General features: G+C 59.1%; 12 protein-coding genes and 1 rRNA gene. 6 read left to right on the top strand and 7 right to left on the bottom strand.

The window, feature by feature from the left end; translation table 11 throughout:
* Positions 1-40: 40 nt before the first annotated feature.
* Together CKW32_RS00065 and CKW32_RS00060 are read left to right on the top strand one after the other, a co-directional pair.
* On the top strand, positions 41-1,210 hold the full coding sequence (locus CKW32_RS00065; protein WP_095183742.1) for a hypothetical protein: 1,170 nt from the start codon (positions 41-43) through the stop codon (positions 1,208-1,210).
* Between the two features lie 149 nt (positions 1,211-1,359).
* Positions 1,360-1,884 carry an SET domain-containing protein-lysine N-methyltransferase gene (locus CKW32_RS00060; RefSeq protein WP_095183741.1) on the top strand — a complete coding sequence of 175 codons (525 nt, stop codon included), beginning with the start codon at positions 1,360-1,362 and terminating at the stop codon, positions 1,882-1,884.
* Here CKW32_RS00060 and can read toward each other — a convergent pair.
* Entirely contained in the window at positions 1,881-2,525 is a 645-nt protein-coding gene (gene can / locus CKW32_RS00055; protein ID WP_003188288.1) for a carbonate dehydratase, read from the bottom strand. The genes CKW32_RS00060 and can overlap by 4 nt on opposite strands.
* 139 nt (positions 2,526-2,664) lie before the next feature.
* Here can and CKW32_RS00050 point away from each other — a divergent pair, with 139 nt between their 5' ends.
* Positions 2,665-3,069 carry a hypothetical protein gene (locus CKW32_RS00050; RefSeq protein WP_032886036.1) on the top strand — a complete coding sequence of 135 codons (405 nt, stop codon included), beginning with the start codon at positions 2,665-2,667 and terminating at the stop codon, positions 3,067-3,069.
* A 73-nt stretch (positions 3,070-3,142) separates the two neighbouring features.
* Here CKW32_RS00050 and rimI read toward each other — a convergent pair whose 3' ends face one another.
* Positions 3,143-3,595: a ribosomal protein S18-alanine N-acetyltransferase gene (gene rimI, locus CKW32_RS00045; protein ID WP_032886035.1), complete on the bottom strand. Its 453-nt coding sequence runs from the start codon at positions 3,593-3,595 to the stop codon at positions 3,143-3,145.
* Positions 3,588-4,331 carry an SPOR domain-containing protein gene (locus CKW32_RS00040; RefSeq protein WP_095183740.1) on the bottom strand — a complete coding sequence of 248 codons (744 nt, stop codon included), beginning with the start codon at positions 4,329-4,331 and terminating at the stop codon, positions 3,588-3,590. Before CKW32_RS00040 ends, rimI begins: the two co-directional genes overlap by 8 nt.
* Before the next feature lie 187 nt (positions 4,332-4,518).
* Here CKW32_RS00040 and mksB point away from each other — a divergent pair, with 187 nt between their 5' ends.
* From mksB to mksF, 3 genes are read left to right on the top strand one after another with little or no spacing between them, the layout of a single operon-like run.
* A complete protein-coding gene (mksB, locus tag CKW32_RS00035; protein ID WP_032886033.1) occupies positions 4,519-5,796 on the top strand; it encodes an Mks condensin complex protein MksB in 1,278 nt (425 codons plus the stop codon).
* A complete protein-coding gene (mksE, locus tag CKW32_RS00030; RefSeq protein ID WP_032886032.1) occupies positions 5,786-6,493 on the top strand; it encodes an Mks condensin complex protein MksE in 708 nt (235 codons plus the stop codon). Before mksB ends, mksE begins: the two co-directional genes overlap by 11 nt.
* Positions 6,490-9,330 (top strand): Mks condensin complex protein MksF, encoded by a 2,841-nt coding sequence (mksF, locus tag CKW32_RS00025; RefSeq protein WP_032886031.1) that lies wholly within the window; start codon positions 6,490-6,492, stop codon positions 9,328-9,330. Before mksE ends, mksF begins: the two co-directional genes overlap by 4 nt.
* Before the next feature lie 95 nt (positions 9,331-9,425).
* On the opposite strand, the gene CKW32_RS00020 is transcribed toward mksF, so the two are convergent.
* The 4 genes from CKW32_RS00020 to rrf form a co-directional block, all read right to left on the bottom strand.
* A complete protein-coding gene (locus CKW32_RS00020; protein WP_095183739.1) occupies positions 9,426-11,729 on the bottom strand; it encodes a PqiB family protein in 2,304 nt (767 codons plus the stop codon).
* On the bottom strand, positions 11,722-12,345 hold the full coding sequence (locus CKW32_RS00015; RefSeq protein ID WP_032886029.1) for a paraquat-inducible protein A: 624 nt from the start codon (positions 12,343-12,345) through the stop codon (positions 11,722-11,724). The genes CKW32_RS00020 and CKW32_RS00015 overlap by 8 nt, the downstream gene beginning before the upstream one ends.
* Complete coding sequence (locus CKW32_RS00010) at positions 12,332-12,991, bottom strand: paraquat-inducible protein A (RefSeq protein ID WP_032886028.1); 660 nt, start codon at positions 12,989-12,991, stop codon at positions 12,332-12,334. The genes CKW32_RS00015 and CKW32_RS00010 overlap by 14 nt, the downstream gene beginning before the upstream one ends.
* A 151-nt stretch (positions 12,992-13,142) precedes the next feature.
* A 5S ribosomal RNA gene (gene rrf, locus CKW32_RS00005) occupies positions 13,143-13,239 on the bottom strand; the annotation flags it as partial.

Genomic DNA, 13,239 nt, shown 5'->3' with positions numbered 1-13,239 from the left:
CATCCCGCGCAGACGGGCTTTCGCTGACAAGGAACCAACTATGCTTACATCGACCAGGCTGTATTTGACCCTGGCCGCACTGATGGCCAGTGCGGTCGTTCAAGCCGATATCGAAGTACCGCTGGGCAGCACGCAGCGTGTCACCCAGTTGTTCGCTTACCCCAACAACTGCAACGTCATCTGCTTTCGGCCTTGGACGCTGGAGCAGACCGTCGAGCACTACCTGAACCAGAGCGTGCAGCGCGACGGCTACAGCCGGGCCAAGGTCAGCGTCAAAGTCCATGATGGCCAGGTGGCCGCGACCTTCAGCGGCGTACCTGACAGTTATGGCCAGCCCCTGACGGCACTGCTCAATACCGCCGACCTCGCCTACCAAGGCGCCAGCAAGCTCAACAGCGACGGTAAATGGGCATTTAACTGGTACCTGTTCCTGCCGTTGGGCATGGCGTTGGAAAACCGCAAAAGCATCGAGTTGATGCACTTCCCGCCGGACTACTCACTCACTCAGGCACAGGATTACCTGGAATCGAAAACCACGGATCGCTGGGCCGACTTGCTCACCGACAACGGGGTGCCGGCCGCCGAAACCCCGGCCTACCAGACCATGATCGACATCGCCCCCATCGCCGCACCGTCCACGGCGGGCAAAGAGCTGGAGGGCGTCTACAGCTACTTCACCAATTATCAGACCCGTATGGTCAAGGAACTGAGCCTCCAGCCCGACGGCTCGTTGCCGATGGTGGCGTTCGGGGCACCGGTGCGTAGTTGGATCAAGCAGCAATATGGGCAAACCGTGAATGTGCTCGGGCTGGCGCAGATAAGCCCGGCCGAGGGCAAAAGCGTTTCAGTACTGGGTTCCAACCATCCCAGCTACATCTGGTATGCAGCCGACCCCGAGTCTTATGACGGCGATGAGCAAAAGGCGGACGAGGCGGGCTTGAAGGTGATGGGCCAGGATCTTAGCGCCGCCTGCTGGCAGGCCGGGATGGGCCAGAAACCGGCGAGCGATCCGAATGTGCTGCTTAAGGCCTGCATGAATACCTGGCAGGTCACGCGCAAAGAACAGACCTGTGAATTGTTCTACACCTCGGTGCGCAAACTGAGCCAGGAGCAAGCCAATGCCAAGTGTGCAACGCCAGCAATAAAAACTCAGTTGAAACAATTGAGGAACGCCGCTCCTGCCCCCTTCAACACGGAACCTGCGTTGTAAATCCCACAAAAAAAAGATCCGATTTCTACTGTCAGATTTGACAGTAGAAATCGGATCCAACTTAAGCGAATGTTTAGCCGCGCCCATCCGCTGCAAGACTGGTAGTCAGACACCACCCGCAGGTCGATGCAGCCTAACCAAGGAGAGTTATGAAAACTCAGGCCATGGACAAGGCTAGAACTGCTGTGACTGAATGCTTATATCCGTTCAAGACGCTGCGAATTGAGCAAGGCTACCCCTCGTCCGAGCATTTCAAAGTCGTAAGCACCGCAAATGACATGGAAGGCGGGGTCAAGGCGCGCACAGCCTTTGACAGCCGCATACGCATTGCTCATGTCTCCGGCTATGCCGTGGGCGAGAGACGCCCGCATACGCTGCAGCTATCACCGCGCATCCACTTGTACGATTGCTGGTTCTGCGGCCTGTTGCGGCACTCCTGCAATCCGAATGTATTCTTCGACACGACGTACCTGGAACTCTGGACCGTTCAACCTATCGCCGCCGGCGCCTGGCTGACCCTGGACTACGCCAGCACTGAGGACGTGCTGTTCCGGCAGTTCGCTTGCCAATGCGGCGAACTGAACTGCCGGGGCTGGATCACTGGCAGCCAGGAGCCATTGAACGCCGAAGGCCAAGCGTTCATGGCGCAGTGGCGAATGCGCAAACGACCTTAGGCTTCGCCCAACGGCCGCAAGCGATATTGCGGCGGTAGTTGCTCGAAGCCACTGATGGTGGTGTTCAAACTCTTCCAGCGGCCATCCTTGATGCCGTAGATGCAACCATGAATCGACAGGCTTTGCCCCCGGTGCCAGGCGTTTTGCACAATGCTGGTGTGGCCTACGTTGGCCACCTGCTGAATCACGTTCAGCTCGCACATGCGATCGACGCGTTCCTCTTCGGTCGGCAATTGGGCCAGCACGTCGCGGTTTTCGTAATACAAGTCGCGAATGGTGCGCAGCCAGCCGTCGATCAGGCCGAACTGGCGATCCTGCATCGAAGCCCGCACACCGCCACAGCCATAGTGGCCGGTAACAAGGATGTGTTTGACCTTGAGCACGTCGACTGCGTACTGGATCACCGACAGGCAGTTGAGGTCGGTGTGCAACACCACGTTGGCCACGTTGCGGTGCACGAACAGATCACCCGGCAGCATGCCGACGATCTCGTTGGCCGGTACGCGGGCGTCGGAGCAGCCGATCCACAGGTATTCCGGGGTTTGCTGGCGGGCGAGCTTGGCGAAGAATTCGGGATCTTCCTGTTTGATCGCGTCCGCCCAGCGTTCATTGTTATCAAGCAGGTCTTGTAGTTCGTTCATCAGGGAAAGCCTCAGGAATGATGCGCAGTTTTGTGACTGACGACCTTTCGTCCAGGTCACGCGATGCGCAAATTAGCTTGAATCTTTGGCGAGCCGTGCCTGTCCACACACTATAAGCCCCACAGTATGAGGATTGGCCATGACTGAATCACGACGTCCCTACGGCGCTACACAGCCCGAACCGATTGACGACAACGAAGATCGCATGGGCTCGATGCGCGAGCTGGATTTTGACGAGGAGGCGCCGACGGCGGAAATCGGCGATGAAATCCCGCCCCGCGAACGCGAACACCTGATGCCCGACGAACGGGTGCGTGAAGCCGGTCTGACTGGCGCTTCGACGGATGACCACGAGCCGACCGATGACGATATGAGCCCGGAAACCCTGATCCATGAAGATGGCGCACGGGATGCCCGGGAGGCGGGTGAAGACAACCCGGCAGATTTTGACCTGAGCATTGTGGATGAAGATGAAATTGGCGGCGGCAATGGCCTGGATGAAGCGGAGCTGGCTGATCTGGACCCGGTAGACGGAAACCGCTGACACTGCGTAAATCCAAATATGGGAGGGGCGGTAAGACGATTCGACTTGCCCCCTCCCACATTGGTTCGTGTGTTTAATCGACCAAGGTGCAGGCCATGACGACCGCATCTTCGCGCCCGCCGACAGCCGGGTAGTAGTCCCGGCGACGCCCAATCTCGTTGAATCCATAACGCTCATACAGACGGAACGCGCCGGTATTGCTGTCGCGAACTTCCAGGAAGCATTCGCGCGCCTTGGCAGCATAAGCGCGGGACATCAGGTGCTCCAGCAACGCCAAACCCAGGCCACGGCCCTGGTTTTCCGGTTTGACAGTGATGTTCAGCAAATGCGCCTCATCAAGGATGATCTGCACTACGCCGTGGCCCACTTGCTGCTCGCCTTCGAACATCAGCCAGATCTGGTACTTGCCCAGCCCATCGAGAAAGATCCCGCGAGTCCAGGGGTGGCTGAACGCCGCGTATTCGATTTTCAGCACGGCATCGAGGTCAGCCTCGGTCATCGGGCGGAAGGATAAAGCCTCACTCATCGGTTGTTTTCCAGCGCGCCATCAGCCGGCGCATGGCTTGCCAGACATCAGCCTTACGCTGTGGCTCTTCCATTAATAATTCCAGGCCCGGCAGGGCCCATACAGAACCCAGGCCCTCGACCTGCAGTTCGCGGTACCAGGACTCGGCATTCGCCTCGCCGGCAAACCGCACGGCGGGGAGGCCGATCAGCCACAGGCAGACACAGGGTTCGTCTTCCAGGCGCGCCGAGACAAAGCCTTGCACAAAGTCCCGCGCCGCTTCAGGGCCTTGGTCCATGGTGCCGCGTACCAACAGCGGCCAGCGTACCGGGTCCCCGACGATTTGCGGGCTGTCAGGCAGACCCGCAGCGCGCAGCATGTCTTTGAGCAGCATGTAGGCGGGGTCGCGCGTCTGGAAGCGTTCACCGGTGGGCAATTCCACCAACAGCAGACAGCGCCCGGCCCGCAGCAATTGCAGGGCAAAGCGCGGCGGCGGCACTACCGGGGCCTTGACCAACGGGGCTTCTGCTTCGGCGACCACGGGCTTGGCCACCGGCGACGGACGTGGCACTTCGATCTTGGTGCGTTCGACCGCCGGGCGCGCCTGCGGCTCTGGCTTGACGACTGCCACGGGTGCAGCGGCCTCCTCGCCAGAGGTCTCGAACGCGTCATAAGGCTCAAGCGCCTGCAGCAACTCGGGCCGCGACGGCGCGGCAAACGGCAGTTCGGTGCGGGGCAGCCAGTTGACCACCTGCATGGCGGTCAAGTAAGCGCGACGTCGGGACTCGATAAGCACAGCTCGGCCACTTGTGGATAAGTAAAGAGCGGGGATTCTACCGCTGTTCGGTAACAATCGCCCACTGCGCACTGACCGGCTGTGGATAAATCCCACGCCTGATGCAGTACAATCGCGACTTTTAATCGCCAACCAGCCGGCCATTCCCATGATCGAACCCAAGCGCGTCCTGCGCGCCCTCGCCGAACACTGGGCCTTACTTGAGCCACTGTGCGAACACTTCGACCAAGGCACCCTGAGCCTGAGCGAGCTGCGCGCACAACTGGCCGCCCAACAACTGGACAGCACGCCCCAGGACATCACTAGCCTGCTGGACGTGTGGATTCGCCTGGATATCCTGGTGCCTGTCGCCAAGAGCCCGAACCGTTTCGAGCTCAACGCGCAGATCCACGACTTCCTGGCGTATCTTCGCAAGGAGCACCGGCTTGGCCTGTGCCTGGAAATCGAAGCTTACCTGCGCCATCTTGAGCGCCTGGCCGGTTATATCCAGGACGCCTTCGACATCCGCGATGGTCACGACCTGGCCCGGCAACTGCGCCTGCTGGATATGCGCGTGCGGGATGTGCTGAAAAAACTCGCCAACGACGAACAAGCCCTCGCGGCCGTGGCCGACCGTGCCAAGACCAGCGACCGGCAGATCCCGTTGCGCCAGCGTTACGCCGAAGTCCTGGCGACCTGGGACGAATATGTCGAACCGATGATCCAGTTGGTGAACGCCGACGGCGCCTTCGAGCAAGGCGTGCGCAAGGTCGAGAATGTGCTGCTGCGCATGCTCACCGAGCAGCAGCGCCTTGGCCACCTGGTGGACGACGATATGCTGCTGCGCACCCACGCGCGCATCCTCGAAATGCAGACCAGTGCCCAACTGACCTTGCGTCATGCGCGAGAGCTGCTGTTGCCGCTACGAGAGGAAGCACGCCGGCACAACGCCGTGACCCGTGGCGCCGCGCTGGCATTATCGGCCATCCGCCGTAAAGGCCTGGACGCTGTGCCGCAGGCGGCGATGCCCATGTTCACCCGGCCGCAAAGCACCTTCCTGGGTAGTGCCAGCCAGGTCGAGGCCTATGTGTACGCCCTGGCGAATTTCGAGCCGAAACCGGCGCGATTCCCCAAGGCGCACAAATCCCACAAGGGCGAAGCCCAACGCGCGCCGCGTACGGTCAAGGAAATGCTGGAGCGTTGCGAAGATGCTCTGCCGATGCCGGACCTGATGAACTGGCTGCTGGAGCAGGAACCGGACGGCGCCACCGACGAATTGCTGTACTGGTTCTCGCGGCTCTCGCGGGAAAAACGCTTCAAGCGCGAACGCCTGGAACGCCGCGATTACCACACACACGAGCACCAGGTCAGCCTGCGCTCCTTCGCCCTGCTCCCGGCCAGCACCGACTCCGCCGAGAATTCTGCGAGCACCCCTTATGCATCTTGATCTATCCGAACTGTCCCAGCTGGCGCCGATCTTTCGCGAGCTGTTCAAGGGTTACCACGTCAGCCGCCGCGACCCGGAGCTGTACGCGCAACTGTCAAACTTCCAGGACCAGTACCGCACGCTGTTCCGGGCGCTGGGTTTTGAGCTGGTCTGCGATACACGAGGCTTCTACTACTTCGTGCCGGACTCCGCGATCGCCAGCGCGCAAGTCAACAAGACCGCGCAACGCCTGGCGCTGTTCACCTTCATCATCGTCGAGCACTTGGCCGACCAGGGCCGCGATCCGATCGCCGTGCTCGACGGCGGCAGCCTTGGACGGGATGAGTTGCCGTCGCTGCTGGAAAAATACCGCGACCTGTTTATCCAGGCCGAAGTGCAGACCCAGGAAGAACTCGAAGAAAAAATCATGCGCCGCATGACGCAGTTGGGTTTTGCCAGCGAAGACAACGGCATCTATCGTTTCCTGCCGCCGATGCACCGCTTCCTCGACGTGTGCCTGTCGGTGCAACAAGACCGTGACCTCGCCGCCAGCGTGCACAGCGTATTGCCATTGCCAGCGCCAGTGATCATCGACGAAGACAGCGATGAAAAACTGCTGAAAACCGATGATCCGCTGGACCTAAGCGACTTCGCAGAAGAAAGCGAAGAAGACGCACTGGCCCGTGCCATTGCCGAAGAACAGGAGACCGACGCATGAGCAAGGAACGCTACGGCATCCGCCGCTTCGCCCTATTGAACACCGCCGGTTACAGCCTCGGTTTGTTCCCGCTGGAAGAGCCGCTATCGGTGTATGGCGCGAACAACCTGGGTAAATCCGCATCGATCAACGCCTTGCAGTTCCCGATCCTGGCGCGCATGTCGGACATGAGTTTCGGCAAGTACACGTTGGAGCAATCGCGCCGTTTCTACTTTGCAACCGACACCAGCTACATCCTGGTGGAAGTGTCCCTGCCCCACGGTCCGCACGTGATCGGTGTGGTAGGACGCGGCCCTGGTGGCGGTTTCGGTCACCAGTTCTTCGCTTATGCGGGCAAGCTGGACCTGGCTCACTACCAAAAGAACGACACGTGCCTGCGTCAGAAAGAACTGTTTACCAACCTTGAGCGCGAGGGTCTGAAAGCCTACGAACTCAAGCCGGATGAACTGCGCCGTTTGCTGGTGGGCGGCCACACGTCGATCCCCCTGGACCTGACGCTGATCCCGCTGCGTTCCACCAGCGAACAGAGTCTGAAGACCTTCCGCGCGCTGTTTATCAACTTGCTGCATATGCGCGAAATCACGGCGGCCAAGCTCAAGCAATTGTTCCTCGATGCCTTCGAACACAGCCTGCGTTCCGGCAGTGTGGACTACATCGCCGCGTGCGAAGAAGCCTTCCGCGATGTGCGACGTATGGAACAGGATTACAACTCCCTGGTCGCAGCGGGCCCGTTGGTCGAGGCACTGGCCAATGGCGTTCGGCAGCGCGACACACTGCGCGGCAAACTGCATCGCCTGTCGCCATTGCTCGACTCGTTGCTGGGCACTTGGTCGGACTACGCCAGTGCACGTAAGGAAGAGCTGACGATCCAGGCCGAACACTATCGCAACGAGCAGGACGCGCTGCAAAACGACCAGCGTGGCGGCACCCAAGAGCTGATGCGCCTGGAGCGTGAGATCAGCGGCATCCAGCGTTGGTTGGGCGAGCTGTCGGTGCTCAAGCATCGCTTTGCCCTGGTGGATGACGTGAAGGTCCTGGAGCAACAACTGCTGGCGGCCAAGGATGCTCACGATGAACTGGCGGGCGCTTTGGCGCAGTCACGCCAGTTCAGCGCCGAGGATTTGGACGAGCGTCTGCGGGATCTGGAAAAGCGTTTGAAGTCGGTCAAGCAGCAGCTTGATCACGCAGACAACAACAGCTACGCCAAGCTGCGGGAAGAATTCTCACAGCAGGATGTCGAGCGTCTGATGCGTCTGTTCAACAGTTCGTTGTTCAGCCTCCCGTTGGGTGAACACGGCATCACGCTGGATGAGGACGGCCAGTGGGTCAAATCCCTGGAGCAGATCCTCGATGGCTTCAAGGGCGAGCGTTTCGAAGTGCCGGGGCTGTCCATCGACATCTCGCACATCGAACCACCGGCGTTGCAGGCCCTGGCAGATCGCGCCGCATTGCGCGACCAGAAAGAGCGCCTGGAAAAAGAACTCAAGCAGCTCAAGACGCAGCAGGCTGTAACTTCCGACCGCGCGGCGAGCAAGACCCAAACCGAGGCGCTGTACCAGCAAGTGCTGGACGCGCAAAAAGCCTTGGAAGATTTCCGCCGTGCGCAAACCCTGAGCGCCGAAGAAGGCGAGAAGCTGGAAAACCTGGCGCAGATGGAAGCCGCTCAGGACGAATTGAAGCGCTCCAGTGATGCATTTACCGAGCGCGTTCAGCAACTGTCGGCCAAGCTCCAACTGGTCGGTCGGCAGATCGGTGATATGGAAGCCAAACAGCGTACGCTTGATGACGCCTTACGCCGTCGTCAGTTGCTGCCGGCGGACTTGCCGTTCGGTACGCCGTTCATGGATCCGGTCGACGACTCCATGGACAACCTGTTGCCATTGCTCAACGACTATCAGGACAGCTGGCAAGGTCTGCTGCGCGCTGATGGCCAAATCGAGGCGCTGTATGCGCAGGTGCGCCTCAAGGGCGTCGCCAAGTTCGACAGCGAGGATGATGTCGAGCGTCGCCTGCAACTGTTGATCAATGCCTATGCGCACCGCACCGATGAGGCGCTGACCCTCGGCAAGGCCCGCCGTGCGGCGGTCACTGATATCGCGCGGACCTTGCGTAACATCCGTAGCGACTACGACAGCCTTGAGCACCAACTGGCGCTGTTCAACCGCGAGATCAACAAGCGCCAGGTGTCCAACCTGCAAAGCTTCCGTATCGTGCTGGCGCCGAATAAGGAAGCCCTCAAGCATATCGACCAGATCATCCACAGCGCGGGTCAGTACGAGGAAGGTGAAACCTTGTCGGTCTTCGACCTCAGCCAGAGCGCCGAGCAAGACAACAAGAACGAAGAGGCCAAGGAATACCTCGCACGCCTGGTGGCGGCTAACCATAACCAACTTGGCCTCAAGGATCTGTTCGAGCTGGCTTTCGAGATCACCAAGGTGCATGGCCAGCCGGTGATTCACACCGACATCGACGGTGCAGCATCCAACGGCACCACCATGACCATCAAGGCGCTGACCAACATGTATTTGTTGCTGCACTTGATGGACCGCGACCAGGCCGGGCGTGTGCGCTTGCCGTATTACCTTGATGAAGCAGCGGACATCGATGAAAAGAACCAGGCCGCATTGCTGGAAACCAGCTTGCAGCTGGGCTTCGTGCCGATCCTGGCCAGTGTGAAGCCGCAGGTGTCTGCCCAGGTGGCAATCGACCTGGAAGGCGGCAGCGGGCCGAACGGGATCTACATCGATGAGGCGGACTGGAAGTACATCCGTCGCCATGACGCAGTCAAGGCGACGGTGAATGCGCAGGCGGATGAGCCGGAGTTGGATGAGGTCTGACGTGTTGCGCTGAAATGCAAAAAGGCCGCGATCTTATGGATCGCGGCCTTTTTTTAGGGCAGGTTTTTGCAGTGCTTTTGAGGGCGCTATCGGACCTACTTGCCGAGCGGAATTTTAGGCGCCCAGGTCAGCCATTCATCCTCAACCTTGTCGAACAGCGGAAAGGTTTGCTGCGGCCGTGCCGCGTTGCCCATGCGCTCGCCGTCTGGCGTGGCGAAGGCGATACCGCCGGAAACCAGCGTCTCAAGGGATTCGGTGCGCACGGTGGCGCCTTTGAACAGGCCGAAGTCGAGACCGAAGCCACTGGTATTCCAGAAACGACTGCCACCGCGCACCAGCGATGCGTACTTGGGCTCGATCAGGATGTGGATCAGCACACGGTCAGCGGTTTGGCCCAATTCGTAGCCAGTGACTTTGCCCACGGTAACTTCGCGGTAGGTAACGGGGACACCTTCCTTCAACGAGCCACGACGTGCGGCGCTGAGCGTGAGGCTCAAACCGTCTTCTCGTCGGACAGCTTCAGGCGGCTGGTCCAAGGCGACAAAGCTTTTTTGCGGACCGGAGCTTTTTACCGCTGGTTGCACTTCGATGTATTGGCCAGTGACCAGGGTTTCCAGGTTGGAGGTTTTCATCAGGCCCAGTTCCGGCTTGACCACCCAGAACTGGCTACCTGCACGCGCGATGCGGTCTGCCACCTGAGTGATGCGGGCGCTGAGGAGCACCGACTGCATATCGGCACTCAGGTCGACACTCTCGATCTTGCCGACATCAAGGCCTTTGAAACGTACGGCAGTGCCCGGGCGCAGGCCGTCGGCGCGGTCGACCTTGATGGTCACCAGCGTGCCATGCTGATTGGCGGCTTCACGGTCAGCGAACAAACGGAAACGCGGAATACGTTTTTTCAGCGGCACGTTTGGCTGGGGGGTTTCGAAGGCGATGCCACCGGCCATCAGGCTGGCCAGAGATTCACTCTTGACCTGGATGCCGCCGGTGAGGCCGCCGGTCAGGGTGACGCCGCTGGCATTCCAAAAGCGCGTGGAGCCATTGACCAGGTTTTCGTATTCCTTCTCGATATGAACGCCAATCACCAGTTGCTTGTTCTTGCGCGAGAACTGGTAGCTCTGCACCGAACCGACCTTGACCTGCTTGTAGAGGATCGGGCTGCCAACATCCAGGGAGCCGAGGTTATCGGTGAACAGCACCATGTGCAGGCCCGGTGAACGCAGGTCCAGTGGTGGCGCTTTGGCGCGGGCAACGTATTCGCGCTGCGGGGCGCTGCCCTTATCGCCAGGGCGGATGGCGATGTAGTTACCTTTTACCAACGCTTCCAGACCGGTGATGCCTGCCAGGGAGATGGACGGTTTCACAACCCAGAATTGGGTGTCCTGCACCAGGTAATCTTCGGCCAACGGATCGAGAGTCAACTCGGCATTGGCGCTGGAGAGGTCCGGGTCGATCTTCAGGGTTTTCAAACTACCCACCTGGATGCCTTTGTACATCACCGGCGTACGCCCAGCCTGCAGGCCTTCGAAGTCGGTGAGCTTGACCTTGACCCTGATACCAGCAGCGGCGGCGTCGAAGTCTTCATACAGACGGAAAGGCAGGCTTGGGTCGGTCGGGGGGCTGTCTTTGCGGTTTTCCGGCGTGGCGAAGGCGATACCACCCGCGACGATGCTGGAAAGAGACTCGCTGCGCACTTTTACACCGGAAAGGTTAGCGTCGATGCTGATGCCGCTGGCGTTCCAGAAACGCGTGTGTTTGCGCACCAGGTTGGCGTAAGTCGGCTCGATGTAGACCTTGATTTCAACGGTACTTTGATCTTCGGACAACAGGTAGCTTTTGACCTGTCCGACTTGGATTTGTTTGTAGAAGACTGGGCTGCCACGGTTCAGCGAGCCGAGACGATCAGCCTTGATGGTCAAGTGCAGACCGGGCTTGGCGTCGGATAACGGGGGCTCTTCAGAGAGCGCTTTGAATTTACGTGTGGGCTCACCATCGCCAGGGCTGGCGGCGATGTAGTTACCCGAGACCAGGGTTTCCAAGCCGGTGATGCCGGCGAGGCTGACGCTGGGTTTGACCAGCCAGAAGCGCGTGTTGGTCTTGAGGTATTGATCGACGTCCTTATTCATCTCGATGGTGGCGATCACCCCGCGATTGTTGCCCTCGTCATCCAAAGCCAAGGCTTTGACCTTGCCCACGGGCATGCCCTTGTAGACCACTTCAGTCTTGTTGACCTGAATGCCTTCGCCACTTTCGAAGCGCACTTGGATCTCGATGCCTTGTTGGGAATAGGCACGCCATCCCAGCCAGCCGCCGATGATCAGAGCAATCAGGGGCAACACCCAAATAGCCGACCAGTTGGAGGCTGGGCGGGTTTTAGCTTTAGGCAATTCACTCATGGTCGTCGTCCGACTCCGTGTTATCCCAAATCAGTCGGGGATCAAAAGTTACAGCGGCAAGCATCGTCAAGATCACCACACTGGCGAACGCCGCTGCGCCGAGGTTGGCCTCGACGCTGGCAAGCCGTCCAAAGTTTACGACCGCCACCAGGATGGCGATCACGAAGATATCCAACATGGACCAGCGCCCAATGAATTCGATAAAGCGGTACATCACAATGCGTTGTTGTGCAGAGAGCGGCTGGTGACGCTGCACCGAGAACAGTAGCAGGCCAATGCCAACCAGCTTGAATGTCGGCACCAGAATACTGGCGATAAATACCACGGCGGCGATGGGAAACATACCGTGCTGCACCAGTTGGATCACGCCAGCCATAATGGTGCTGGGGTCTCCCTGGCCCAATGAGTTGATGGTCATGATTGGCAGCAGGTTGGCGGGGATATATAGAATTGCGGCAGTGATCAGCAATGCCCAGGTGCGGGTAAGGCTGTTGGGACGGCGGGCATGGATCAGCGCACCGCAACGCGTGCAAATTTGCTCATCGGTATCTGCTTGCTGCTTGTTTAACTCGTGGCATTCGGTACAGATCAGAATGCCCGCATCAATCGCCCGCATGATCATCTTCCCCTGACAGGGCTTGCCAGATCTGATGCGGCGACATCACCACCTCAAGCAGAACCTGAACCATTAATAGACTGACGAAGCAGACCAAACCCAGGCCAATCGTGATGGAGGCCATGTCGGCAAGTTTTACGATAGCTACCAGTACGCCCATCAGGTAGACCTCCAACATTCCCCAATCTTTCATGTGGTGGTAGATGCGGTACAGCAGCAGGCCGTAACTACGCCCGATTTTCCAACGAATACTGAGCAGCACCGCCAATTGGCAAAGCAACTTGAGCAAGGGAATGCCCATGCTGCATAGAAACACTACAGCTGCGACGCCCTGCATGCCGGTGTCGAACAAGCCAACTACGCCACTCCAGACGGTGTCCTCTGAGGACTGCCCGAGTAGATTGAGCTTCATGATGGGAAGAAAGTTCGCGGGGATGTACAGCAACAGCGCCGCGAGAACCAGCGCGAGGCTACGTTCGACGACATTGTGGCGATGAGCGTACAGCTCGTAGCCGCAGCGCGGACATTGCGCTTTTTCGCCGAGGGCGAGCACGGGTTTGCGCATCAGCAAGTCACACTCATGGCATGCCACTAGATCGTCCAGTGGTAAATCCGACACCTCAAGGGCATCAACCGGATCGGGCATAGTAGGGCTCTGGCTCTAAAAAAGGTTAGGTGCCTATTCTAGTGGTCTGGTTCAGAAATAACTGTGCAAATTTGTCGTGGACCTCTTCGCACTTTCCGCCCGCCCAAAACAAAACCCCATCTGCTTTCGCAAATGGGGTTTCGGAATTTAATCTTGACGATGACCTACTCTCACATGGGGAAACCCCACACTACCATCGGCGATGCATCGTTTCACTACTGAGTTCGGGATGGGATCAGGTGGTTCCA

This window comes from Pseudomonas sp. Irchel 3H9, assembly GCF_900187495.1.
Classification (GTDB): Bacteria; Pseudomonadota; Gammaproteobacteria; order Pseudomonadales; family Pseudomonadaceae; genus Aquipseudomonas; species Aquipseudomonas sivasensis.
Note: the sequence above shows the minus strand (reverse complement) of the source record. Positions and strands in the feature narration are given on the sequence as shown.